This window comes from Pseudoduganella sp. GW821-FHT05F09 (assembly GCF_059419605.1).
The window spans coordinates 984,649-1,008,751 of the sequence record NZ_JBWKSD010000001.1 but is presented as its reverse complement, the minus strand read 5'-3'; the positions used below and the strand labels follow the sequence as shown (position 1 = coordinate 1,008,751).

28 protein-coding genes and 1 pseudogene are annotated in these 24,103 nt (G+C 64.4%); 6 read left to right on the top strand and 23 right to left on the bottom strand.

Features of this window, described 5'->3' with window-relative positions; genetic code table 11:
• Positions 1-184: 184 nt before the first annotated feature.
• From nadC to AC07S4_RS04250, 3 genes are all read right to left on the bottom strand, one after another.
• Positions 185-1,066 carry a carboxylating nicotinate-nucleotide diphosphorylase gene (gene nadC / locus AC07S4_RS04260; RefSeq protein WP_494985407.1) on the bottom strand — a complete coding sequence of 294 codons (882 nt, stop codon included), beginning with the start codon at positions 1,064-1,066 and terminating at the stop codon, positions 185-187.
• Positions 1,063-2,199, bottom strand: a complete 1,137-nt coding sequence (nadA, locus tag AC07S4_RS04255; RefSeq protein ID WP_494985406.1) for a quinolinate synthase NadA — start codon at positions 2,197-2,199, stop codon at positions 1,063-1,065. Before nadA ends, nadC begins: the two co-directional genes overlap by 4 nt.
• A 114-nt stretch (positions 2,200-2,313) precedes the next feature.
• Complete coding sequence (locus AC07S4_RS04250; protein ID WP_494985405.1) at positions 2,314-3,915, bottom strand: ABC-F family ATPase; 1,602 nt, start codon at positions 3,913-3,915, stop codon at positions 2,314-2,316.
• 441 nt (positions 3,916-4,356) lie between these two features.
• Between AC07S4_RS04250 and AC07S4_RS04245 the strand changes: the two genes are divergently transcribed.
• Together AC07S4_RS04245 and AC07S4_RS04240 are read left to right on the top strand one after the other, a co-directional pair.
• Positions 4,357-4,515 (top strand): DUF3761 domain-containing protein, encoded by a 159-nt coding sequence (locus tag AC07S4_RS04245; RefSeq protein WP_494985404.1) that lies wholly within the window; start codon positions 4,357-4,359, stop codon positions 4,513-4,515.
• A gap of 79 nt (positions 4,516-4,594) precedes the next feature.
• Positions 4,595-4,756, top strand: coding sequence for a hypothetical protein (locus AC07S4_RS04240; protein WP_494985403.1), 162 nt, complete (start codon positions 4,595-4,597; stop codon positions 4,754-4,756).
• Between the two features lie 134 nt (positions 4,757-4,890).
• Here AC07S4_RS04240 and AC07S4_RS04235 read toward each other — a convergent pair whose 3' ends face one another.
• From AC07S4_RS04235 to queE, 7 genes are all read right to left on the bottom strand, one after another.
• Entirely contained in the window at positions 4,891-5,337 is a 447-nt protein-coding gene (locus AC07S4_RS04235) for a hypothetical protein (protein ID WP_494985402.1), read from the bottom strand.
• A 76-nt stretch (positions 5,338-5,413) separates the two neighbouring features.
• The gene (gene ldcA, locus AC07S4_RS04230) at positions 5,414-6,343 is read right to left on the bottom strand and encodes a muramoyltetrapeptide carboxypeptidase (protein WP_494985614.1); all 930 of its coding nucleotides are present in this window, start codon (positions 6,341-6,343) and stop codon (positions 5,414-5,416) included.
• 48 nt (positions 6,344-6,391) lie between these two features.
• Positions 6,392-7,303 carry an alpha/beta fold hydrolase gene (locus tag AC07S4_RS04225; protein WP_494985401.1) on the bottom strand — a complete coding sequence of 304 codons (912 nt, stop codon included), beginning with the start codon at positions 7,301-7,303 and terminating at the stop codon, positions 6,392-6,394.
• A gap of 2 nt (positions 7,304-7,305) precedes the next feature.
• The gene (locus AC07S4_RS04220) at positions 7,306-8,118 is read right to left on the bottom strand and encodes an esterase/lipase family protein (protein WP_494985400.1); all 813 of its coding nucleotides are present in this window, start codon (positions 8,116-8,118) and stop codon (positions 7,306-7,308) included.
• 105 nt (positions 8,119-8,223) lie between these two features.
• On the bottom strand, positions 8,224-8,754 hold the full coding sequence (tadA, locus tag AC07S4_RS04215) for a tRNA adenosine(34) deaminase TadA (RefSeq protein ID WP_494985399.1): 531 nt from the start codon (positions 8,752-8,754) through the stop codon (positions 8,224-8,226).
• On the bottom strand, positions 8,747-9,193 hold the full coding sequence (gene queD / locus AC07S4_RS04210; RefSeq protein WP_494985398.1) for a 6-carboxytetrahydropterin synthase QueD: 447 nt from the start codon (positions 9,191-9,193) through the stop codon (positions 8,747-8,749). The genes tadA and queD overlap by 8 nt, the downstream gene beginning before the upstream one ends.
• Before the next feature lie 9 nt (positions 9,194-9,202).
• Positions 9,203-9,838, bottom strand: coding sequence for a 7-carboxy-7-deazaguanine synthase (gene queE / locus AC07S4_RS04205; protein WP_494985397.1), 636 nt, complete (start codon positions 9,836-9,838; stop codon positions 9,203-9,205).
• A 170-nt stretch (positions 9,839-10,008) separates the two neighbouring features.
• Here queE and AC07S4_RS04200 point away from each other — a divergent pair, with 170 nt between their 5' ends.
• A complete protein-coding gene (locus tag AC07S4_RS04200) occupies positions 10,009-10,785 on the top strand; it encodes a sensor histidine kinase (protein WP_494985396.1) in 777 nt (258 codons plus the stop codon).
• 46 nt (positions 10,786-10,831) lie between these two features.
• On the top strand, positions 10,832-11,830 hold the full coding sequence (locus AC07S4_RS04195) for a sensor domain-containing diguanylate cyclase (RefSeq protein ID WP_494985395.1): 999 nt from the start codon (positions 10,832-10,834) through the stop codon (positions 11,828-11,830).
• Here the strand turns inward: AC07S4_RS04195 and AC07S4_RS04190 are convergent.
• Positions 11,827-13,527: a DUF4214 domain-containing protein gene (locus tag AC07S4_RS04190; protein WP_494985394.1), complete on the bottom strand. Its 1,701-nt coding sequence runs from the start codon at positions 13,525-13,527 to the stop codon at positions 11,827-11,829. The two genes, AC07S4_RS04195 and AC07S4_RS04190, sit on opposite strands and share 4 nt — an antisense overlap.
• 151 nt (positions 13,528-13,678) lie before the next feature.
• Here AC07S4_RS04190 and AC07S4_RS04185 point away from each other — a divergent pair, with 151 nt between their 5' ends.
• The gene (locus AC07S4_RS04185; protein WP_494985393.1) at positions 13,679-16,513 is read left to right on the top strand and encodes a M16 family metallopeptidase; all 2,835 of its coding nucleotides are present in this window, start codon (positions 13,679-13,681) and stop codon (positions 16,511-16,513) included.
• An 8-nt stretch (positions 16,514-16,521) separates the two neighbouring features.
• Here the strand turns inward: AC07S4_RS04185 and AC07S4_RS04180 are convergent, their stop codons facing one another.
• The 10 genes and pseudogenes from AC07S4_RS04180 to AC07S4_RS04135 all read right to left on the bottom strand — a co-directional run bounded on the left by AC07S4_RS04180 (position 16,522) and on the right by AC07S4_RS04135 (position 22,738).
• Positions 16,522-16,815: a GNAT family N-acetyltransferase gene (locus AC07S4_RS04180; RefSeq protein WP_494985613.1), complete on the bottom strand. Its 294-nt coding sequence runs from the start codon at positions 16,813-16,815 to the stop codon at positions 16,522-16,524.
• Between the two features lie 396 nt (positions 16,816-17,211).
• Positions 17,212-17,724 (bottom strand): annotated as a pseudogene (locus tag AC07S4_RS04175) (GNAT family N-acetyltransferase); the annotation flags it as partial.
• 1 nt (position 17,725) lies between these two features.
• Entirely contained in the window at positions 17,726-18,298 is a 573-nt protein-coding gene (locus AC07S4_RS04170) for a helix-turn-helix domain-containing protein (RefSeq protein ID WP_494985392.1), read from the bottom strand.
• 42 nt (positions 18,299-18,340) lie between these two features.
• Positions 18,341-19,090, bottom strand: a complete 750-nt coding sequence (locus tag AC07S4_RS04165) for a YoaK family protein (RefSeq protein WP_494985391.1) — start codon at positions 19,088-19,090, stop codon at positions 18,341-18,343.
• A 10-nt stretch (positions 19,091-19,100) separates the two neighbouring features.
• Complete coding sequence (locus AC07S4_RS04160; RefSeq protein WP_494985390.1) at positions 19,101-19,547, bottom strand: hypothetical protein; 447 nt, start codon at positions 19,545-19,547, stop codon at positions 19,101-19,103.
• Positions 19,544-20,197, bottom strand: a complete 654-nt coding sequence (locus AC07S4_RS04155) for a LysE family translocator (RefSeq protein WP_494985389.1) — start codon at positions 20,195-20,197, stop codon at positions 19,544-19,546. The genes AC07S4_RS04160 and AC07S4_RS04155 overlap by 4 nt, the downstream gene beginning before the upstream one ends.
• Positions 20,194-20,667, bottom strand: coding sequence for an Lrp/AsnC family transcriptional regulator (locus AC07S4_RS04150; protein ID WP_494985388.1), 474 nt, complete (start codon positions 20,665-20,667; stop codon positions 20,194-20,196). Before AC07S4_RS04150 ends, AC07S4_RS04155 begins: the two co-directional genes overlap by 4 nt.
• A 55-nt stretch (positions 20,668-20,722) precedes the next feature.
• The gene (locus AC07S4_RS04145; protein WP_494985387.1) at positions 20,723-20,974 is read right to left on the bottom strand and encodes a hypothetical protein; all 252 of its coding nucleotides are present in this window, start codon (positions 20,972-20,974) and stop codon (positions 20,723-20,725) included.
• Between the two features lie 11 nt (positions 20,975-20,985).
• Positions 20,986-21,753, bottom strand: a complete 768-nt coding sequence (locus tag AC07S4_RS04140) for a DNA/RNA non-specific endonuclease (protein ID WP_494985386.1) — start codon at positions 21,751-21,753, stop codon at positions 20,986-20,988.
• 31 nt (positions 21,754-21,784) lie between these two features.
• Complete coding sequence (locus tag AC07S4_RS04135; protein WP_494985385.1) at positions 21,785-22,738, bottom strand: helix-turn-helix transcriptional regulator; 954 nt, start codon at positions 22,736-22,738, stop codon at positions 21,785-21,787.
• 80 nt (positions 22,739-22,818) lie between these two features.
• Here AC07S4_RS04135 and AC07S4_RS04130 point away from each other — a divergent pair, with 80 nt between their 5' ends.
• The gene (locus AC07S4_RS04130) at positions 22,819-23,517 is read left to right on the top strand and encodes a LysE family translocator (RefSeq protein WP_494985384.1); all 699 of its coding nucleotides are present in this window, start codon (positions 22,819-22,821) and stop codon (positions 23,515-23,517) included.
• Between the two features lie 8 nt (positions 23,518-23,525).
• Here the strand turns inward: AC07S4_RS04130 and AC07S4_RS04125 are convergent, their stop codons facing one another.
• The gene (locus AC07S4_RS04125; protein ID WP_494985383.1) at positions 23,526-23,873 is read right to left on the bottom strand and encodes a GFA family protein; all 348 of its coding nucleotides are present in this window, start codon (positions 23,871-23,873) and stop codon (positions 23,526-23,528) included.
• Positions 23,874-23,883: 10 nt separating this feature from the next.
• The gene (locus tag AC07S4_RS04120) at positions 23,884-24,072 is read right to left on the bottom strand and encodes a hypothetical protein (protein ID WP_494985382.1); all 189 of its coding nucleotides are present in this window, start codon (positions 24,070-24,072) and stop codon (positions 23,884-23,886) included.
• Positions 24,073-24,103 lie beyond the last annotated feature (31 nt).

Below are 24,103 nucleotides of genomic sequence, written 5' to 3'. Positions count from 1 at the left end.
CAGTGCCATGGGCTGGGCCCGCGCAACCGTGTTCAGGACAAACACTCCGGGTATTCATGCGGCATCTCCTGTAATTCGGACAGGCTGGCAAGAAAGACTGCGGAATGATATTACCGCGTTTTCAGCGGCGGGGAAAGAATACGGCAACGCGGCCCGCGCAAGCGCGCCGCATTGCCGTATCGGCTTAGCCGATAATGCGCAACGAGTAGTCGGTGGCGCGCACGTCCTTGGTCAGGCTGCCGATGGAGATGCGGTCCACGCCGGTTTCGGCGATGCCGCGCACGGTGTCCAGGTTGACGCCGCCCGAACCCTCCAGCAGCGCGCGGCCCGCATTGAGCTTTACCGCGGCGCGCATCATATCGAGGTCGAAATTGTCGAGCAGGACCGAGGTGGCGCCGGCCGCAAGGGCTTCTTCCAGCTCGGCCAGGTTTTCCACTTCCACCTGTATGGTCACGCCGCCGCCGCCGGCGTCGGCAGCCACGCGCTTGGCCGCCACCAGCGCGGCGGTGATGCCGCCCGCCGCCGCGATATGGTTCTCCTTGATCAGGATGCCGTCGTACAGCGCCATGCGCTGGTTGGCGCCGCCGCCCACGCGCACCGCGTACTTCTGCGCCAGCCGCAGGCCGGGCAGCGTTTTGCGGGTGTCGAGGACGCGGGCGCCGGTGCCTTCCACCACTTGCGCATAGCGGCGCGTGGCGGTGGCAACTCCGGACAGCAGCTGCAGGAAATTGAGCGCAGCGCGTTCGCCCGTCAGCAGCGCGCGCGAAGGGCCTTCCAGCGTGCAGACAGCGCTGTCCGCCTTCATCATGTCGCCTTCGGCGTAGTGCCAGGTGATGCTGATGCCGCCATCGACGGCCAGCATCACGCCTTCAAACCAGGGCGCGCCGCACAGCACCGCGTCTTCGCGAACGACGACGCGGGCGGTGCTGCGGCCTTCGGCGGGAACCAGCATGCCGGTCAGGTCGCCGGTGCCCACGTCTTCCAGCAGCGCGGCCAGCAGGTTGGATTCGAACGCCGCCTTCAGCGGCCCGTCGAACGGCGCATGGGGATTGCGTAAAGTACTCATGCCGGACCTATACCCTGGAACAGTTTTGCCTCTTGCGCCAGATCGGCGCTTGGCGCGACCTTGGCTTTCTTGGCCGCCGCGAAGTCCAGCATGCGGTCGATGGAGCGCTTGGCTTGCACGCCGACGGCGGGGTCGACATGGATTTCGCTCTTCATATTTTCCAGCACGTCGGCCAGGTTCTGCAGGCCGTTCATTGCCATCCACGGGCAATGCGCGCAGCTCTTGCAAGTGGCGCTGTTGCCGGCGGTGGGCGCTTCAATAAAGGTCTTGCCCGGAGCGGCCTGGCGCATCTTGTGCAGGATGCCGTTGTCGGTGGCGACAATGAAGGTGTCCGCGTCCATGTTGACGGCGGCGGCGATCATCTGCGACGTCGAACCCACCACGTCGGCCTGCGCCACCACATTGGCCGGCGACTCGGGGTGCACCAGCACCTTGGCGTTCGGGTATTCGGCTTTCAGCAGATCCAGCTCCACGCCCTTGAATTCGTCATGCACCAGACAGGAACCCTGCCACAGCAGCATGTCCGCGCCGGTTTCCTTCTGGATGTAGGAGCCCAGGTGCTTGTCCGGCGCCCACAGGATTTTCTTGCCCTGCTCGTGCAGGTGCTTGACGATGTCCAGGCCGATCGACGACGTCACCATCCAGTCGGCGCGCGCTTTCACGGCGGCGCTCGTGTTGGCGTAGACCACCACGGTGCGGTCCGGATGCTGGTCGCAGAAGGCGGTGAACTCGTCGGCCGGGCAGCCCAGGTCCAGCGAGCAGGTCGCGTCCAGGTCCGGCATCAGGATGGTTTTCTCGGGGCTGAGGATCTTGGCGGTTTCGCCCATGAAGCGCACGCCGGCCACTACCAGCGTCTTGGCGCTGTGGTCGCGGCCGAAGCGGGCCATTTCCAGCGAATCGGAAACGCAGCCGCCGGTTTCCTCGGCCAGGTCTTGCAGGTCGGCGTCCACGTAGTAGTGGGCCACGAGTACCGCCTGCTTTTCTTTCAGCAGGCGCTTGATGCGTTCTTTGAGGACGGCGCGCTCGTCGGCGCTGGGGGTGGCCGGGGTACGTGCCCAGGCGTGCGCGACGCAGCTGGTTCCTTGTTGCGGGTGCTCGTACTCGACTGGCTTGATGGCTAGAGTCTGTTGCATGATGCGGGCAGGTGATGGGGTGATGACGTGATGGCGACAATGACGACACTATCGCACATACAATAAAAAACTGCCCGGCGCCGCTCGAAAGCAGTGGCCGGGCAGATCGGGCAGTTAGTTGATGCCCTGGCTGGTCAGGTATTCCTCGTAGTTGCCGCGGAAGTCGACGATCTCGTTTTCCTTGACCTCGAGGATGCGGTTGGCCAGCGAGGAAACGAACTCGCGGTCGTGCGATACGAAGATCAGCGTGCCGGCGTATTTGTCCAGGGCGATGTTCAGGGACTCGATCGATTCCATGTCCATGTGGTTGGTCGGCTCGTCGAGCAGCAGCACGTTGTGGCGGCCCAGCATCAGCTTGCCGTACATCATGCGGCCTTTTTCACCGCCCGACAGCACGCGCACGGACTTCTTCACCTCGTCGCCGCCGAACAGCAGGCGGCCCAGGCTGGAGCGCACGGCCTGGTCGTCGTCGCCTTCCTTGGTCCAGCGGCCCATCCAATCGGTCAGGGTCAGGTCGGTGGCGAAATCCTCGGTCGGATCCTGCGGCATGTAGCCCACGTTGGCGTTTTCCGCCCACTTGATGCGGCCGGTGTCGGCGTTCAGGCCGGTGATCTCTTCGCCGCCGATGCAGCGCAGCAGCGTGGTCTTGCCGGCGCCGTTGGCGCCGATGATGGCAATGCGCTCGCCCGCTTCCACCATGATGCTGAAGTTCTTGAACAGCTGGCGGTCGTAGGCTTTGGAGATGTTTTCCGCTTCCACGGCCAGGCGGTGCAGCTTCTTCTCGCCGTCGAAACGCACGAAGGGATAGGCGCGCGAGGACGGCTTCATGTCCTCGACCTTGATCTTGTCGATCATCTTGGCGCGCGACGTGGCCTGGCGTGCCTTGGACTTGTTGGCCGAGAAGCGGCGCACGAAGTCCTGCAGTTCGGCAACTTTCTCTTTCGCCTTGGCGTTGTTGGCCAACTGCTGGTTGCGCGCTTGCGTGGAGGCCAGCATGTACTCGTCGTAGTTGCCCGGGTAGATCTTCAGCGTGCCGTAATCCATGTCGGCCACGTGGGTGCACACCTGGTTCAGGAAGTGGCGATCGTGGGAAATGATGATCATGGTGGAATTGCGCTCGTTCAGCACGTCTTCCAGCCAGCGGATGGTGTTGATGTCCAGGTTATTGGTCGGCTCGTCGAGCAGCAGGATGTCCGGATTCGAGAACAGCGCCTGCGCCAGCAGCACGCGCAGCTTCCAGCCTGGCGAAACGGCGCTCATCGGGCCCTGGTGCAGGGAGATGTCCACGCCCGCGCCCAGCAGCAGTTCGCCGGCGCGCGACTCGGCGGTGTAGCCGTCGTATTCGGAGACTTTGCCTTCCAGGTCGGCGGCGCGCATGTAGTCGTCGTCGGTGGCGTCCGGCTTGGCGTAGAGCGCGTCGCGCTCCTGCATGGCGGCCCACATTTCGGTGTGGCCCATCATGACCACGTCCAGCACGCGCATTTCTTCATAGGCGAACTGGTCCTGGCGCAGCTTGCCCAGGCGCTCGTTGACGTCCAGCGCCACATTGCCGGCCGACGGCTCCAGGTCGCCGCCCAGGATTTTCATGAAGGTCGACTTGCCGCAGCCGTTGGCGCCGATCAGGCCATAGCGGTTGCCATCGCCGAACTTGACGGAAATGTTTTCGAACAGCGGCTTGGCGCCGAATTGCATCGTAATGTTTGCAGTAGATAGCATATTTCTTTTAGTCTTTGCCCAATGAAATCAGGGTGTTAAATAGGTTTCCAGCATTATACAGCACCTGCCCTAAACCACTGTATAGCAAGGCACGGGGCCAGGCGGCTGGTCCGCCACACTCATCGCCTCGTGCGATGGAGGCCAGGTCTGCATGCTCGCTGCGTGGCGGCCGCCGCAAAAGCTACTCTGCGGAATCCGGTTTCGGATGAACTAGCGGCCGGGCTGGCACGCCAATGGCGCAGGTGCTTCGCGCTCGATCGCGACCCCTAAAAATCTCCGACGCAAATTCCAGCTTTTCTCGTCACAATGACACTCTGCTCTCGTGACAATTGAATAGATTTCCCGTTGTCAATTTTCATATAATACCTTCGCGCAATAAACCACATGGCCTCCTTTCCCGAAACAAGATAATTCATCAGCGCGAGCAGCCAACTAAAAATAATGAAAACCCTAATTTACTTCTTTACCTTGGCCATTTTCACTGCATTGACGGCCTGCGGAGGTGGGAATGGTGACGACACCGTAACATGCAAAGATGGATGGATTGCACATTCAAAAGATAAACAAGGAGCATGCTCGTCTCACGGGGGCGCAAGCTAACTCCGATTACAACTGATTTAAGTGAAAATCAATAATACATAAATTCGGATAGATATCCATTCTTACACGAGGCGTTGTTATGAAATACCTGCTTATTGCCTGTCTGGCGTTCTCTCTTTCCGCACCATCTTTTGCCAAGCCGTCCAAGGGCGGCCACTATGCCAGTGGAAAAGGCTCGTCCCACAAGGGCGGCAGCTACAAAAATTCCAGGACGAATAATCACTATACGAAAAGAAAATAGCCCACCGAATAGTGGGCCGGAATCGCAGATGCCTCAGGGATTGCACCGGAGTCAAATTCCTCTTCTTTCCAACACCCGTCCGCCTGCTTCGACGGCGCCTGGACATCCGCAGACCACACGGGGAGAGTGACCACCTAGCGCACGTATCTGACGATATAAAATACCGCTGCAGACATCGAGCTACAGATGACTATCATGGCGCCAATGATGCGCCAAGTCTGGAGAGTGAATTCCCTGTGCATCTCAGCCCTAAGGTTGCTCGTGTTTTCATTGGTCTTGGCAGTTTCACGCACGGTGAATTCGTTGACCTTGCTGAACTCCCGCGCCATGGTCTCGTTAATTTTGGCAAATTCACGCGCCGTGTTCTCGTTGACCTTGGCAATCTTCTCGCTGAACTTGCCAACCTCAATTGCCAAGTCTTCCTTGGTCACATAGTTGGAACGAATTACCTCAACCGTGGTCTTGACCACGGCGAGATCTTTTTCAACATTTGCAAGTCGCGAAAGCATAGCCTTATCATTGGCACGGCGCGGCTGGAAGTCAAGCGAGCCCGGGGATGGGGGCTGGTCGTTGGAGTTCATCATCGCTCCAGGCGGAATATGGGGAATTTTCAGTATCCCCCCGTTCTCCGCCCGGCGCTTTGCGCTTGCTCAATCGTCAGGCGGGCGGCAGGGTCGGGTAGCCGCTGGCGGTCAGGGCAAAGCTGCCAGCCTGGGCAGAGGAGCGCTCCGATGCCAGATGCGCCTGCGCGCCGAATGGCAGGGTGCAGCGCTCCTTGATGTGGCCGAACGGCAGCCCGGTCAGCACAGGAATGGACAGGCGCGAGCGGATGTAGGCCAGCATGGCGTCGAAATCGTAGCCATTGTCGAAGGCGGCCAGCTTGTAGCCCGACACGTCGCCCAGCACCAGCGCCTTCTGCCGGTCCAGCACACCTGCGTGCAGCAGCTGCAGCAGCATGCGCTCGACGCGGTACGGGTGCTCGTTGATGTCCTCGACGAACAGGATGCCGCCGTCAATCTTCGGGAAATAAGGCGTGCCGAGCAGATGCACCAGCATGGCCAGGTTGCCGCCCCACAGCGTGCCGTGCAGGTCCACTTCCGGATTGCCCGCCCCGCTCCCGCGCACGGTGTGCACCGGGCCGCGCAGGCAGTTCCACAGCTGGTCCAGCGTGTAGTCCACCGGCTCGTCGCGGATAAAATCGTCGCAGATCATCGGGCCGGCAAAGCTGATGCGGCCCGTGGCCTGCATCAAGCCCATATGGAAAGCCGTGAAATCGCTATAGCCGACAAACAGCTTGCCGCTGTCCGCCATGGCGCGGAAATCGATCTGCGGCAGGATGCGGCTGATGCCGTAGGAGCCGCGCAGCGCCATCACCACCTGCACCTGCGGGTCGGCCGCCGCCGCGTTGAGCTGTGCCAGGCGCGCCTCGTCGGTGCCGCCGAAGCGCTGGAACTTCAGCTCCGGCTCATAATAGTTGTGGACCACAAAGCCCTGCGCTTCCATGCGCGCGATGCCGCGCGCCAGCGCCGCTTCGTCCAGCGCGTAGCCGCCCGGCGCGGCGATCGCGATGCCCACGCCCTTCCCCATTTTTGAAGTACTCAAATCCGCTCAACCCCAGGTCACGCACCCGGGCGTTCAGGCAGCCTGGGAATGCCGGGCCATCTTACCTTGCACGTGCGGTTCGATCAAGGCGAGCAGCCGCCCTATCAGCTGCGGCGGCAGGTCGTGGCCCATGCCTTCGATAATGTGCAGGTCGGCGCCGGCGATCTGGCTGGCGGTGTCTATGCCGCAGTCCACCGGCACCAGCGGGTCGTCCGCGCCGTGTATCACCAGGGCGGGCTTGCGGATCTGCTTGAGCAGCGGGCTACGGTCGCCGTTGGCGGCGATCGCCACCAGCTGCCGCGCCACCCCGGCCGGACATACGCAGCGGTCCAGCGTGCGGCCTATGCGCGCCCGCAGGTCGTGCTCGGGCATGGGGAAGCCGGGACTGCCGATGACGCGGAAAGTATCAACAAGATGCTGCACCAGCTCCTCGCGGCTGCCGCCTTCCGGCGCCGGCGTGAGCAGCGATTTGCGCGCCGCCCGTGTCGGTCCGGGCAGACTGCGCCTGCCACTGCTGGACATGATGGACGTCAGGCTCAAGGTGCGCCGCGCATGCCGCGCCGCAAACAGCTGGGCGATCATGCCGCCCATGGATACGCCGATCACATGCGCCTGCGGGATCTTCAAATGGTCCAGCAAGCCGTGCGCGTCGTCGGCCATGTCGTCCAGCGTGTAGGCCGGACGCAGCGGCCAGCCCACGATATTCTTCAAATAGGACAGCGGCAGATTCGGCACGCCCGCGCCGTCGAACTTGGTGGACAGCCCGCTGTCCCGGTTATCGAAGCGGATCACATGGCAGCCGCGCTGCACCAGCCCGTCGACGAACTCCTGCGGCCACGAAATCAGCTGCATGCCCAGGCCCATGATCAGCAGCACCGGCGGCCCCGCCGCATCACCGCTGGTTTCATACGCAATGCTGATTCCGTTGGCGAGGGCGGTGGGCATGATTAGTACCATCCAAAGAGGTTTTGGAAAAACGGCGTCCGCTGGGGATCGAGATAGAGCAGCTTCTTGATGCCCGTGTGGGCCACGTGATCGAAACGGCGCCACTGCCCTTCGGGCTGCGCCAGCCTGTCCGCAACGGCGAACAGCGCGGTGGGATTGGCGCCCATGCCGACATGGCTGGCATGCACTTCGATGTTCTCGGAGCTGGCGGTCTCCTCCTCCATGCTGCACTGCCAGGCCACCACGCCGTCGGTGCGGCTGAAGATGGACGTGGTGGGCACCCGTGGCCGCTGCTTCAGCATGGCGAAACGCGCTGGGTCGATTTCCTTCTCGCCCGACACCAGCTGGTACACGCGCCAGGCATTGGTGGCCTTGGGGCTGCCGGTGAACGGCGATCCCAGCGTGACGACCACGCGCACCTTATCCGGCAACATCTTGGCAATCTCGCGCGCGTACACGCCGCCCAGGCTCCAGCCCACCAGACTGACGGTGCGCCCCGTGCGGCCATGGATTTCTTCGATGCGCGCGATGCACGCTTCCAGCACGCCGGGCTTGGGGCCGAAGTTCAGGCCCTGCTCCCAGGCATAGGTGTCGTAGCCCCGCTCGCTGAGGAAGCGCCGCAAGACGATGGTGGTGGTGTCGCCTGCAGCCAGGCCGGGAAATACCATGACGGGATGTCCATCGCCGGCGGGCGCCAGGCGGGCGAAGGGGTAAGCCGCGAGGGCTGCACCCAGTTCCCAGGGCGCGCGCAGCTCCAGGGCGAGGCGCACAACGCCGGGCGCGCCCTCATCTTCTATTTGTTTGGGGGACCGCATTGAATCTCCTGCTCACGGGTAATGCCTGTTGCTGTTTGCATCAGCATAGCACCAAGGTGGCAGCGTAGCCCAGCAGCAGGCGCAGGCAAATGCGGAGAGTGGCGTTTATTCCACAGCCGGCGGCGAGGCGGCCTTGCGGGCCTGCGCGGCGGCCGCGCGGCGGGCGGCGAAGAAGTCCTTCAGCACGCCGGCGCAATCGTCGGCCAGCACGCCGCCCACGGTCTGGGCGTGGTGATTGAGCTGTTCCTGCTCGAACAGATTGACCACGGAGCCGCAGGCGCCGGTCTTGGGGTCCGGCGCGCCGTAGACGATGCGCGACAGGCGCGCGTGCATCATGGCCCCGGAGCACATCACGCACGGCTCCAGCGTGACATACAGCTCGCAGCCCGGCAGGCGGTAGTTGCCCAGCGCCTCGGCGGCGGCGCGCAGCGCCACGATCTCCGCGTGCGCGGTGGGGTCGTGCTTGCCTATCGGCTGGTTGTAGCCGCGCGCGATGACCACGCCGTCCTTGACCACCACAGCGCCCACCGGCACTTCGCCCTGGTCCCAGGCGCACTGCGCCTGCGCCAGCGCTTCGCGCATAAAGGCTTCGTCGCCAGGCAGGGCCGGCGTCAAGGCTGCCGCCAAATCAGGCATCGGTGATCTCTGCCCAGCAGTTCGGGGTTTCGTGCAGCACCAGCTTGTGCAGGTGCAGGCCGGTGCCGTAGCGGTCCTTGAAGGCGGCCTTCAGGATGTCGAACGCCACCGCCGCCAGGTTTTCCACAGTCGGAATGCGGTCGATCACCACGGTCTTGTGGTTGGGCAGCGAGGCCAGGAATTCCTTGACCGAATGGTCCTTCTCGTAGACCAGGAAGGCGTGGTCCCATACGTCCACCAGGTGCTCCTTGGCAATGGTTTTCACGTCCGAAAAGTCCATGATCATGCCGTTGTCCGAGTTGCCCTCGGCGTTGATGACCTGGCCGGTCAGCGTGATCTCGAGGGTGTAGCGGTGGCCGTGCAGGTTGCGGCACTGGCTTTTGTGGTCGGGAATGCGATGGCCTGCGTCGAACTCCAGCTTGCGGGTGATGGTCAGCATATTAGTTACTTAAGGTATTTGCAGCAGTTTATGGGTTTGCAGGCTCAGCTTCCATTTCGGATTGCGCTTGCAGGTTTCGATCGCCAGCGTGGTGTTGAACTCGGCCAGCGGGCCATCCATCGGCTGCACGAAGAAGTTCTCGAAATCCAGCCCCTCGTAGGCGGACAGGTCCTGATCCTTTTGCGGGATCACCACCTTGATTTCATTGCCTTTGTGGACCACCAGCGTGGAGCCCATCTTGGGGCTCACGCAGATCCAGTCCACGCCTTCCGGCACCGGCAGCGTGCCATTGGTTTCAATCGCGATCTCGAAACCCGCCTCGTGCATCGCGGCGATCAGGGCGGTATCGAGCTGCAGCAGCGGTTCGCCGCCGGTGAACACCACGTATTTGCTGGCCGGGTAGGTCTCCGGCCACAGGCTGTTGATCACCTCGGCCAGTGCCTGCGGCGTGGCGAACTTGCCGCCGCGCTCGCCGTCCGTGCCCACAAAGTCGGTGTCGCAGAACTGGCAGACCGCCGTGGCGCGGTCGCTTTCGCGGCCGGTCCACAGATTGCAGCCCGCGAAGCGGCAGAACACGGCCGGACGGCCCGCGTGGGCGCCCTCGCCTTGCAAGGTGTAGAAAATCTCTTTGATGCTGTAAGTCACGATGATTAACCCAATAGTCAACCTTCAATTATAGCGCAAAGCGGCGCGGCCATATAGTGTGGCGAAACTGTCAGGCATATGTGCAAGCCGCTTAACAGTTTGATATTTAGCAAAGTGCACATATTGCTTCCGGGATATGTTGGCTGTGTTCCGACAGCTGGAGGCCCTCCATGACCGCATTCCACGTTGATATCCTGTCCGGCTGCTCCGTGCTTCTGGCGGCGCTGTCGCTGGCGCTGCTGTGGCGCTGCAGCCGATTGCAGCGCGCGCTGGAGGCGGCCCACGCCTGCCATCCCCGCGTACTGCACGAGGAACGCCTGCGCATCGCCGGCGACATCCATGACGACCTGGGCCAAAACCTGCTGACCCTGAAAATAGAGCTGGGCGCGCTGCAAAGCTTCCCCGGCCTGCCGCCCTCGGCCCGGGTGCACCTGGCCACCCTGCTCAGCCACACCGACGCCGCCGTGCGCTCCATGCGCGGCATTATCAACGGCCTGCGGCCGGTGGGCCTGGAACACGGCCTGCGCTGCGCGGTGGAACGGCAATTGTCGGAGTTCTCCCGCATCAACGGCATCCAGTACCAGCTCGAGGCGGCCCAATACGGCAGCGACGCGGCCTGCGCGGCAGACGCCACGCTGTTCCGCGTGCTGCAGGAATCGCTGTCCAATATCGCGCGCCACGCCAGCGCCACCGAGGTGCGCATCGCCCTGTGCCGCACCGCCGACGAATTGAGCATGACGGTGCGCGACAATGGCGTGGGCATGCGCGACGGCCCGCCGCGCCAGGGCTGCGGCCTGCTCGGCATCGAGCACCGCGTGGCCGCCGCCGGCGGCTGTTTCGTGCTGGCCAGCACGCCCGGCCAGGGCACCGCGCTCACCATTTCCCTCCCCACCGCGCCTGTTGCCGCCAATCAGCCATCCTTTGTTCCGTATCAAGCAAGGCGCTGAGTTGCCGCCGCACAATGGATCAAACGCAATAAATATAAGGAATCGTATGGCACAGGTTCTGCATCTGTTCGACCCGGCCCAGGCCGGCCCCCATCAAGGCCTGGCGCTCAAGCTGATGGAACTGCTGGTGATCCCCACTTTTGTACTGGACCTGCACGGGCGGGTGCTGATCTGGAACCGGGCCTGCGAGCGCCTGACCGGGGTGCCGGCCAGCGAGGTGCTGGGCACGGCCGACCATTGGCGCTGCTTTTACCACCTGCCGCGCCCCACGCTGGCCGACCTGGTCGTGCAGGGCCGCAGCAGCGATGCGCCCCAGCTCTACGACCGCCACGTGCGCCGCGCCGAGGACGCGGAAAGCCTGACCGCCGAAAACTGGTGCGACATGCCGCGCCTGGGCCGGCGCCGCTATCTGGCGGTGGACGCCAGCGCGGTGCGCGACAGCGACGGCGCCCTGGTCGCGGTGGTGGAAACCCTGCGCGACCTGACCGATGAAAAGAAGGCCCAGATCGCGCTGGAGCAGCTGGCCACGCGCGACGGCCTGACCGGCCTGGCCAACCGGCGCTGCTTCGACAGCACCCTGCAAGCGGAGTGGCAGCGCGCGCTGCGCCAGCAGCAGCCGCTGTCGCTGCTGATGGTCGATGTGGACAACTTCAAGCAATACAACGACGCCTACGGTCACCTGGGCGGCGACGAATGCCTGCAGCGCATCGCCACCGCAGTGGCCAGCGAAATGCGCGCCAACGACCTGGTGGCGCGTTACGGCGGCGAGGAATTCGCGGTGATCCTGCCCAACCAGTCGCTCAAGGGCGCGGCCATCGTGGCCGAACGCATACGCTGCCGCGTGGAGCAATTGCATCTGCCCAACCTGGGGGCGGGCAAGCAGTTCGTCACCGTCAGCATAGGCGCGGCAACCGCCCTGCCCGCGCCGGAAAACGACAGCTCCCAACTGGTGGCCACGGCCGACGCGGCGCTGTACCGCGCCAAGCACATGGGGCGTAACCGCATCAGCCTCACCCAAGAGGCACAGGAAGCGCAGGACGGCTAGCCGTAAGGCGTGTAGTCGATGCCGTTGCCTATCAATGCGGCCACGCCATCCTGGAGCTCTTGCGATTCTGAGAAATTCAACAGTTCCGCAGCGCGCGACAGGCCGTTGCGCAGCACGCCCACGTGCCAGGCCAGGCCCGCCTCGTCCGGCGCGCGGTGCAGCACATTGTTGTACAGCAGCGTGACATATTGCGCGTCGTCCAGGCCGCCATAGCGGTTGATGAACTCCGGGCTGCCCGCGAAGGAGGCCGCCGCCGAAACCAGGGCCAGGCCGTGGTCCATTTCCCAGGTCCAGTAGCCCTGGCCGGCGCTGTCGGGCGCGCGGTTCAGCGCCGCCTGGTACAGCCGGTAGATCTGGCCGGACGCGCCGTCGATATCGAGCGCCACTGCGCCGTCGCCGAACAGCACCCGCTCCACGCCGGTCAGCACGTCCACGCTGCCGCTGGCGTCGGTCACGGTGTAGCCCTTGCCCGACGCGCGTATCTGGGAAGCGCTGCGCACGCTGCTGTAGACCAGCGTGTCCAGCCCCAGGCCGCCGTCGATGAACTCATTGCCGGGCACGGCTGTGAAGACATCGTTGCCGCTGGTGGGGCCGCCCTGGCTCGCCAGCAGCAGGTCGCTTACATTGACGCGCTTGTCGGCAAACTGCAGCACCTCCACCCCGGACAGCAAGTCCGTGCCCTGCCCCGTCACGCGCACCTGCTCCGCCGTGCGGACGATGGCGTAGTTCCCGTAAAAGCCGCTGAACACCACCGTGTCCACCCCGTCGCCGGTGTTGATGGTGTCGTCGCCGGCGCCCACGCGCACCACGTCCGCGCCGCTGCCGCCCTTCATGACATTGCCCGCGTCGTTCAGCGTGACCGAGGAGCCGCCGGCGCCGGTCACCACCGTGCGTATCGTCACGTTGTAGGCGATCGATACATTGGCCAGGCCGTTGCCGGTGCCGCTGAAGGCCCCTGCGTGCAGGTCGATCTGGGTGAGGCCGAAGCAGGCCGAAAAGTCGAAGGTATTGTTGCCGCCAGCGTCCCAGATGCAGACCGGCGCCTGGCTGCTGCCGAAGGAATATACGTCGTCGCCGGTGTGGTAGCTCATGTTCGCGCCGTACAGGTACTGGATGGCCTGTATGTCGTACAGCATGGGCGTGGTGTCGTAGCGGTTGTTGAAGGCCGACGAGTAGCGGTAGGACATCACCGAATAATCGGTGTTGTCGGTCGCGGTGGGCAGGAAGGGCCCATCCACGCTGCTGCCCGCCGAATCATAGTCGCCGGGGTGCTTGAGGCCCAGCGTATGGCCTATCTCGTGCAGCAGCACGGCCGGGCCGAACGAACCGGCGGTGAATATGCTGTTGTAATAACCACGGTTGTTCAGATACAGGTCCACCGACTGCACCCCGGCCTCCGGCAGATAGGCATAGCCGCTGCTGTTGTCCGCGCTCTGGTCATTGGTGCCGAAACGCAGCTGGCCGCCGCTGGTGACCTCGGCAAAGGACACATTCGCCACATTGGCCCAGGCATTGAGCGCCGCGCGCGTAGCTTGCTGCTGCGCGAACGTCATGGCCTTGAAGCCGTTGGCGTCGTCGCTGGTGGCGTCGCGCGGCGGGCTTTGCAGGAATTGGTAGGTCAGCGTTACCGCCGTCCCCGGCACACTGTTCCAGCTGCTATAGGCCAGGGCGTCTATGCTGTTGATACCACTGCTCATACTCATAATGTGACGTGCAAAAGGTGGACCGATTTAACTTTGATGGTAGCACGCCGAAATGCCTAGGCATTCCCGCTTGAATATTTTATTCTTCCGCGTTGCCGCTCACCACCCGCCGAGCGGCATTTGATAATAAAAAGGAGAGAAACACGTGTCCAAGTTGTTACCATTCCTCACCCTGGCGCTGGCCGCGCCGGCCATGGCCGCACCAGCGGAAGGCAGCGCCGGCAAAGCCGACCTGCTGCCGTTCAAGGCCACAGAGAAAACCCTCGCCAACGGCCTGAAAGTGATCGTTGTGCCGACCGGCTTCCCCAACATCGTGTCGCTGCAGATTCCCGTGCAGACAGGCTCACGCAACGAAGTGGAGCCCGGCAAGTCCGGCTTTGCCCACTTCTTCGAGCACATGATGTTCCGGGGCACCAAAGAATACCCGCCCGAAAAATACCAGGACATTATCACCAAGGCCGGTGCGCGCCAGAACGCCTACACCAGCGACGACTTAACCAACTATTACACCACCTTCGCCAAGGACGACCTGGAAACCGTGCTGAAGGTGGAGGCGGACCGCTTCCAGCACCTGGACTACAGCGAAGACGTATTCAAGACCGAATCGCGCGCCGTGCTGGGCGAATACAACAAAAACAGCGCCAATCCCATGTCCAAGCTGTACGAGGTGATGCGCGACGCCGCCTACGAAAAGCACACCTACAAGCACACCACGATGGGCTTCATCAAGGACATCGAGGACATGCCCAACCAGTATGCCTACTCCAAGGTGTTCTTCGACCGCTGGTACCGCCCCGAGCGCACCACCATCATCGTGGCGGGCGACGTGGAGCCGCAGAAGGCCATCGCCATGGTCGAGAAGTACTGGAGCAAATGGCAGCGCGGCACCTACAAGACCGACGTGCCGGTGGAGCCGGCTGCCAAAGGCGCCATCTACAAGCACGTGCCCTGGGCCACGCCTACCCTGCCGCTAGTCACCGTGGCCTTCCGAGCCCCGGCCTTCTCGGAAAAAGCCAAGGAACAGGCCGCGCTGTCCATGCTGCTGTCGCTGTCCTTCGGCCGCACCTCGCCGCTGTTCAAGCGCCTGGTGCAGGATGAACAGAAGGTGGACCAGCTGTTCGACAGCACGCCCAACCGCGTCGATCCTACGCTGGCCATGGTGGGCGCGCGCGTCAAGCGCGGCGACGACGCGGTCTACGTGCGCGACGCCATCATGCAAACCATCGCCAAGGCGCGCTCCGAAGCGGTGAGCGACAAAACCCTGGCCGAAGCCAAGTCCGCGCTGAAGTACGGCGTGATCCGCTCGCTGGACAACACCGAGCAGATCGCCGGCACGCTGGCCTCCTTCGTGCACTTCAACCGTTCCTACGGCACCATCAACAACTACTACCGCGTGCTGGACTCGCTGACCCCGGCCGACCTGCTGGCCGCCGGCCGCAAGTTCCTGACCGACGACAGCATGGTGGTCACGACCCTGTCGCACTCCGCGCTGCCGGCCGACATCGCCACGCTGCCGAAACTGGCCAGCTTCGAGCCCAAGAACGGCACGGCCAATATCGATATCCTGGTGCAGAAGTCCGCGCTGCCGCAGATCCGCTACAAGCTGCTGTTCTCGGCCGGCGCCGCGCATGACCCGGCAGGCAAGGAAGGCCTGGCCGCGCTGACTGCGGCGATGGTGGCGGCAGCCGGTTCCAGCGACCGCAAGATCGATGAAATCGCCAAAGCCTTCTTCCCGATGGCGGGCAGCTTCAGCGAGCAGACCGACAAGGAAATGACCACCTTCACCGGCTCCATCCACAAGGACAACTGGACCGCCTTCAACGAGATCGCGCTGCCCATGCTGCTGTCGCCCGGCTTCCGCCAGGAGGACTTCCGCCGCCTGAAGGACGCGCAGAAGAACGCGCTGCAAACGGACCTGAAGGACAACAACGAGGAAGAACTGGGCAAGGAGCGCCTGCAGGCCAATGTGTTCGCAGGCAGCGGCTACGGCCACGCCGTGCTGGGCACCGTCAAAGGCCTGGACAGCATTACGCTGGACGACGTGAAGAACTTCTGGAAATCCGCCTACACCCAGGGCGCCGTGCGCGTCGGCATTTCGGGCGACGTGACGGACGCCATGACCGCGACGCTGAAACAGGCGCTGGCCAAGCTGCCGGAAGGCGCTGGCCTGCCCGCCACCACGGCGCCGGTTGGCAAAATGCCGAACGGCCTGGAAGTGGAAATCATCGAGAAGAACACCCGCGCCACCGCGATTTCCTTAGGTCTGCCGCTGACGGTCACGCGTTCGCATCCGGACTTCCCGGCGCTGTGGATGGTGAAGACCTGGCTGGGCGAGCACCGTTCGTCGAGCGCCCTGCTGTACCAGCGCATCCGCGAACTGCGCGGCATGAACTACGGCGACTATGCCTACACCGAGGCTTTCCCGCGCGGTATGTTCCAGTTCTTCCCCAACCCCAACCTGGGCCGCAAGGCGCAGCTGTTCGAGGTGTGGATCCGTCCCGTGGCGCCTGAAAACGGCCACTTCGCGCTGCGCATCGCGCTGGCCGAGCTGGACAAGGCGCTCAGCAAGGGCATGAGCAAGGAGCAGTTCGACATCACGCGCGGCTACCTGATGAAGAACGTCTTCGTCATGACCTCGACGCAGGACCAGCAGCTGGGCTACGCGCTCGATTCGCAGTGGTACAACACGCCGGAGTTCACCAAGCTGATGCGCGACGGCCTGTCCAAGCTGACGGTGGACGACGTGAACGCCGCCATGAAAAAGCACCTGTCGGCCAAAAACCTGTCGGTGGTGATGATCACCAAGGACGCCGCCGGCCTGAAGGAAAAGCTGGTCAGCGACGCGCCTTCGCCCATCAAGTACGACGGCAACAAGCCCAAGGAAGTGCTGGACGAAGACCAGGTGATCGGCAATATGAAGCTGAACATCAAGCCGGAGGCGGTCAGGATCACGCCTGCGGCCGAGGTGTTCGCCAACTAAGGCGGTAGTTATGCAATACGGCGTATCACGCTGAAGCAGACCTCGCGGCGCACGGCAAAGCCTAGTTTTTCATAGACTTGCTTTGCGCCGTTTTCCGTTTTCACATGCAGGAAAGGTGTCTTGCCGGACGTCTGGATCTGCGCCATCAGCGTCAGCATCAATGCCCGCGCGTGGCCCGCGCCGCGCGCCGCCGGGCTGGTGCAGACCGCGCTAATCTCCGTAAACTCCTCCAGCGCCATGCGCGTGCCCGACATGGCGGCCAAGCTGCCGTCCGCTGCGCGCACGCCGAGGTAGCGGCCCATGGTGATGGTCTTCTGCACGAAGGGGCCGGGCTTGGTCTCGACCGCCAGCCCGATCATGTCCGGCACGTCGTCCGCCCCCATTTCCAGCAAAGGCGCTGCATGGGCAAGCGGCTGTACGCGGTCCTGGCCTGCGTACACCATCTGGTCGATATAGCGCACCCGCGCCAGTTCCCATTCCGGCGGCAGCTCCAGCGGATTGGACGTGAGCAGCCACACTTCCTCACCCACGTCCACCATGGCGCGCAAGTCCGCGAAGGCCTGCGGCGACGGCTCGCGCAGCCCCACCAGCGGCGACACCTCGCGTGGGTAGCGCGCCGCCAGGCCGTTCAGCTGCGCCATGGCGCGGTGTCCGCTGCCGAGCGCACTCCAGACCGGATTGTCCAGCGCCAGCGGCTCCAGCTTGCGGTAGTAGAAAGTGGTGGCGCACAGCGCGCCGTCCGGCATCAGCGCATAGTCTGGCACCACGCCGGCGCGCAGCCAGCCCTGGCGCTCGTACAGGCGCTCGGCATCCGCACTGGCGGTGTCGAGCACCAGCAGCCATTTGCCGCTGTCGCGCGCCACCTGCTCCGCGTGCTGCATCAGCGCTTCGCCCAGGCCACGGCGGCGCGCGCGGCGCAGCACCAGCATCTTGGACACGTCGGCGCGGTGCGGCTGGTTGTCCGGCTGGGCCAGCACCAGCTGCACGGTGCCGAGGATGCCGCTGGCATCTTCGGCCACGATCAGCGCGCGTTCGCCGCGCGCCACGCCGTCCGCCACACCGCGCCAGAAGGCCAGTGCCTTGTCCATCCCCAGCGGCAGCATGAAGCTGACGGAAGCGCCGCCTTCAACGCAGTCGACCAGCAATTCGGCCAGTTCCTGGATTTGTGCCGCGCTGACGGAGGTCAGCCGGCGCACCTGATAATCGCGCATTTCAGCTCCTGATAGTGGTGATGGCAACCGCGTAGCGCGTGGTGCTGGCGCCGGGGTTGTGGAAGGCCATGGGGCGGTCCAGCTGCATCGCCAGGCAGTCGCCCGCGCCGAGCTGGAAGAGCTCCTCGCCGAAAGTGATGTCGATCACGCCCTCCAGCACCCACACTTGCTGGTGCACTTGCGCCTCGCGTGCAGCGGTTTCATAGGCCACGCGCGCGCCGGGAGGGAATTCGACTTCCACCAGCTGGATGGGCGATCCCACGCCTGCGGGCGACACATTGCGCCGCACGTAGCCCGAATGCGGGTCGCGCCAGGATTGCTGCTGGCCGCGCCGCGAAACGGGGTCGCCCGCCGCAGCAGGGGCTTCAAACAGCGAGGGCAGCGTCACGCCCAGGCCGGTGGCCAGCTTTTCCAGCACCACGGCCGTGGGGCTGCTTTCGCCGCGTTCGATCAGGGACAGCATGGAGCGGCTCACGCCGCAGTGCGAGGCCAGCGCTTCCAGCGATAAACCGCGCGCCGCGCGCAGTTCGCGCACCCGCCGGGCGATAAGGAGATGTAGTGAAGTATCCGTCATGATGGAATAATTATCCAACATACTGGATTGTAGTGCAAGTGCCTAGCTGTGCTTGCGCCCCATCAGGTCGTCCGCCGCCGGTACGATGGCCGCCGCCACGATCAGCAGCGCCAGTGGCACGGTCGCCGCGTAGCCCAGCGCCTGGAAGCCGAGCGCGCCCAGCACACCGCCGGCGAAGAATGCGCACACCAGCGTCGCCAGCAGCGCGAAGCGCCCCGGGTTGGACTGGACGCGGTGCTGGCCGGTCTCGTGCGTCCCGTTCCAGTACAGCATTTTGCCCAACTCAATGCCGATGTCGGTCACGATGCCGGTGATGTGGGTGGTGCGGATTTCCGCCTTGGAGACCTTGGTGATCAGCGCATTCTGCAAGCCCATGATGAAACACAGCAGCATCACCGTCAGCGGCACGAACAGGCCGTCTATATCCGCCAGCCGGGCGCCCAGCACGCCGAAGCCGAGCAGCAGCACAGCCTCCAGCAGCAGCGGGAGCGCGTACTCGCCATGCATGCGCCTGCGCCGCGCATAGTTCACCATGATGGCGGAACAGGCCGCGCCTGCGAGGAAGGACAGCAAGGCGCCCAGCCCCGGCAGCACCAGATGGTAGGCGCCCAGCGCCAGATGGTCCGCCATGGAGGAGACTATGCCGGTCATATGGGAGGTGTACTGCCGCACCGCCAGGAAGCCGCCGGCGTTGATGGCGCCTGCCACGAAACACAGCAAGGCGCCGAGGTGGCGGTTGCCCTCCGCGCTGCGCGCGCTGCCGGTCAGTTTTCTGGCGTAGTGGATGGGCATGGGTTGCGGTTCAGGTAGTGAACGGGAGCGGCGCGAGATCGGGTTCTATCCAGGCGCGCCGCGCCGCCACCGAGAACAGCAGCGGCTGCGACCAGTGCCTCAGCAGCCAGTCCTTCTGGCCGTAGGGCGAAGCCAGCAAGGCGTTGCACGCCGCATGCAGCGGCGTGCCTTCCGGCTGCGCGCGCAGGAAGGCCGCCACCGCCAGCAGCGAGGCCTGCGTGATGGTCTCGTGATAGCCGCCGGTGTCCGTGTTGGCGACGCCGCTCGCAATATTGTAGGCCGAGATGATGCCCGGCATATCGCGCGCCGGCAGCAGATCCTTGCGCTCGCTGATAATCCAGGCTGCGGCCGCCAGGTGGGCCGCGTGCGTCCACTCCTGCTTGGGCAGCGTGGCGGCCAGCACCTGCCTACCTATCGCGGCGACCTGCGCGTCACTGGAGAAATGCGGCGCGCTCATGCCATCACCACGCCGGTGCAGACGGACCAGACGGCGAACGCCAGCAAGGCGACGCCGGAAACGGCTTCAATCGCCCGCAGCGTCCGGGCCGACACGGCGCGGCGGCTGGCCGACACGCCGCCTACCAGCATGGCCCACCATGCGATGGAGCCGGCAAAGACGCCCGCCACCAGTATCAAGCCGCCGCGCATGCTGCCGTCCGGCGGCGCCAGCGCCGCCAGCAAGCCGGCGAACGACAATATGGTCATGGGGCTGGACGCGGTCAGCGCGAAGGTGGTGCCGAAGGCGCCCAGCAGGCCTCGGGAAGTGGCCGTACCGGCCATGCTCGCGGCTTGGTCCGCCACAGGCTGCGCGGGAACGCGGGCGCGGCGCAAAGCGGCCACGCCCAGCGCCGCCATCAGCAGGCCGCCGACGATGCGCAGCGTGGCTGCGTGTTCCATCAGCAGCGCCGCGACGGCGCTTATACCCAGGGCCGCGACAAGGCCATACATGGCGTCGGCCGTTGCCGCGCCGAGGCCGGAAGCCAGGCCGGTGCGCGCGCCGTGCGCGAAGGTGCGGCGTATGCACAGTAGCCCGACAGGTCCGACCGGCGCCGCAATGGCGAAGCCGATCACAGCGCCGCGCGCCAGCGTGGAGGCAAATTCCATCATGGCGCAACCTCCCCTGCGGCCGGAGCGAAGGCCAGTTCGGAGGTCTCCTTTGCCGTGTCGAGCGCGATTATGGTTTCAGTGCGCAGCACGCCGGGCACCGCTTTCAGGCGCTGCGTCAGGAACTGCTGCAGGGAAGCCGTGTCGCGCACCCGCACCTTCACCAGCCAGGAATGGGGGCCGGTGATGTGATGCGCTTCCTGCACCTCGGCAAAGGAACGCACTGCCGCAGCGAACACTGCCTCGTCCGCACGCGGCTCCAGGTCCACGAAGACGAAGGCGCACACCGTCATGCCCACCCGCGCCGGGTCAATCACCGCCCGGTTGGCGACGATGGCGCCGGACGTGTTCAGCCGCCGCAGGCGGTCGCTGACGGCGGAGACGGACAGGCCGATTTCCTGCCCGATTTCGGCTGCGGAGCGCCGGTTGTCGGACTGGATCAGCTGCAAGATTTGCAGGTCATGAGTATCCATGCAGTGATTCTGCCTTGAATTTAATCACACCGCAAGCAAATTTACTGTCCTAGCCTTACTCGAAAGGGTTTTTAACGCTTTGCACCACGGGCGGCGGCAATTTTGCCGGCAGCGTCTGCGCGTCGAGCTTGGCCAGCACATCGGCCAGCAGCTTGTGCAGCGCCCGGGCATCCGCCTGGCCCGCCTGGTCCAGCGTCAGATCGATATCGCCGGCGATGGTGATGCGGTCGACGCGGTTCTCTATGGTCAGGCCGCCGATATGCAGCACGTCGGCCTCGTTGGCGTAGGGGATGAATTTCCTGGTCATGATATGTCCTTTCAGCGTTTATCTTTGCGCGGCTTCGCGCTCGGCAGGCGCAGCATGGTTTCCTTCTGGCGCGCGGTCAGCGACGGCAGCAGGTCGATGCCGATCTTCGCCTCCAGCTGCGCCACGTTCATGGTCACGTACTGCACGTCCGCCTTGTTCTCCACAAAGTAGGCGGCGCCGGCGCGCTGGCGCGGGCTGTACACCACCTTGTACAGATGGCTGGGCACCAGCACATTGCCAACCTTGCGCAAGTCGCTGCCGAGGAAGGCCGGGCCGGTGATCACATACAGATCGCCCTCCTTCTGCGCCAGCTTGCGCACGGCCTGCTCGATGCCGGCCCACACCTGGCGGTTGTTGTCCGAATCCTGCGGCACCATGTTCGCGAGCGTAAAGCTGTCGCGTTGCGCGGCGCGGTCCGGCATGTCGCCGTTGGGCGCCATGTGGCCACGGTCATAGCCGCTGCGCGCATAGTCCGACAGCTCGGCGCGCTCGCTGCGCGGCAAACGCGGCTCGGGATGGAAGGAGTTCTCCCGGTCCAGCTCGCGCGCCTGTTCAACATTGCCCGAGGTCAGATGCTCGGCCGACCACAGCGGCGTGCGCGTAATCCCGGAATGCATGACGCCGAACACGCCGTAGCACAATTCCCTGGTGGCCGAAGCCAGCTTACCGTTGCGTATCTCCGGCGCGCGGCCATCGACATAGTGCGAAGGGCAAGCGCCGGCCAGCGCCCAGCCCGACGCCAGCGCAAGCGCGCCGGCGGCAATCAACTTCTGAATCATAAAGCCCTATCGGTGAAAAAACCGCCGCATTCTATCGGACGGCGGCGATTTGCGACAGGCGCTGCGCAATCGTATCGAGCTCGGCGCGCAAGGCATCGGGCGCAAGCACGCGGAAGCCAAACGGCAATCCCGCCAGCTGGCGCGCAAACCAGGCCAGGTCGTCGGACTGGTTATGCAGCAGCACGCCGTCGGCGGTCTGCTCAAACAGCCCGATGGCGTCCATCAAGAAACGCCGCGCCGTATGCAGGTCGGTATGCAGCAGCACCGTCGCGGCAAAGGCGCGCGGCATGGCCGCCAGCGAGGTGCGCAGATGCGCCAGCGCGTCGAAGCCGCCCGGACGCTCAAAGCCGTGCGGCAGCAGCGCCGCCGACACAATGCGGTCCAGGCGGAAGGTGCGCATGTCCTGCCGCAGATGGCAGTAGCCGACCGCGTACCAGCAGCCATCGAGAAAGGCCAGGCCGTAGGGATCGAAGCCGCGTTCGCTGGCAGCGCCGCCCGGCGGCAGGTAGCTCAGATGCACGCGCCGGCGCGACTGCGCCGCGGAACTGAGCGTTACCAGCGCCGCATTGTCCCGTGGCGCGGTGGCGCGCGCCAAGTCGAGGCGCACCGTTTCGTCAATGGCGCCCACGCGCTGCTTCAGGCCGGCCGGCATGATGCGCTCCAGCTTGGCCTGCGCGCTGGCCACGGCGGGAGCGGCCTCGGCCAGCCCAAGGCTGCGCGCAGCCAGCAGGCCCAGGGACAAGGCCAATGCTTCGTCGTCGGTGAACATCATCGGCGGCAGCTTGAAGCCGGGCATCAGCGCATAGCCGCCGTGCCGTCCGCGCTCGCTCAGGATGGGAATGCCGATCTGCTCCAGCATCACGATATAGCGGCGCAAGGTGCGACCGTCCACCTCCAGGCGGCGGGCCATGTCGGCGCCGCTCATGCGGCCGTGGGTTTGCAGGAGTTCCAGCACGGCCAGAACCCGGGTGGTGGGATGGTACATGCAGCAAAGATAGCAGAGAATCAGGGCGGAATCTGCCCTATTTACGTTTTATGCTGGTCCCATCGCACAAGGAGACCCTCATGGAACAAAGCACCAATCTATGGCTGTATTTTGTGGTTGTATTCGGCATCATCGTGCTGCCGGGGCTGGACATGGCTTATGTGATGGCCAGCGCCATCCTCGGCGGGCGCCGCGCGGGACTGGCGGCGGTGGGCGGCATCATTGCCGGCGGCGTATGCCATCTGCTCATGGCCAGCGCGGGCGTCGCGGTGGTGCTGCAATTATGGCCGGGGCTGTTCAACGCGATACTGCTGGCGGGCGCTGCCTATATCGCATGGATGGGGATTGCGTTCATGCGCAGCGACAGCGTATTTCGCCCCGGCAGCGCGCCTGCACAGCAAGTGCTGGCGCCGCCCGCCATCTTCCGCCGCGCCATGATGACCAGCCTGCTCAATCCCAAGGCCTACATCTTTATGCTGGCGATTTTTCCGCAGTTCCTCAAGCCCGGCCTGGGGCCGCTCTGGCTGCAATCGGGCGTGCTGGGCGCCATCACGGCGCTGACGCAGGCCGGCGTGTACGGCGCACTGGCGTTCGCGTCCAGCCAGGCCAGCGGCTGGTTCAACCAGCATCCGCGCGCCTCGGTCGCGGCCGCGCGCGCCATGGGCGTGCTGCTGGTCTTTACCGCACTGCTGAGCGCGGGACAGGCGGTGCGCGGCCTGGCGCCGGAATGGCGGCCCACCGAGGTGATGCTGGTGGTCGGCGGCCACACCGTGCGCTGAGGCCGGAATCAGAGTGAGCGGCCGTCGTAGCGCTGCACGGGCAGCGCATCGACATCGATGTTCTCGATGCAGTTGATATTCACGGCCGCCATGGGATTGCCCTTGGGGTCCACGCCGTCGCCATGCGTATGGATGCCGCACACCGGGCAAAAACGGTGGTGGATCACATGCTTGTTGAAGGTGTAGGTGGACAGCTTGTCTTCAGGCGTCAGCAGCGTGAGCGCGCTGCGCGGGAAGAATGCCATGCCCACGCCTTTGCGCTGGCAGATCGAGCAGTTGCAGGTCACGGCGCCGGTGATCTCGCCTTCGACCTGGAATTTCACGTTGCCGCAGTGGCAGCTTCCGATGTATTGCATTGCCGTCTCCTCAGGTTTTTTGAGGAGGTAGTGTAGCGCCCTTTGCGTCTTCCTTGGTCTCGCCGTTCTCCTTGCGCTGCTTGTTGACTATGCGCGCCGCCACCTCCGACTCGCGCCCCTTGTAGCGTCCTTCCTTCTCGAACTTTTCCTCAAGCTCGTTGTATTCGCGCTCTCGCTTCGCGCTGGCTCCGCGTGGCATGGCAGTACTCCCGGCAATGTAATTACAAACG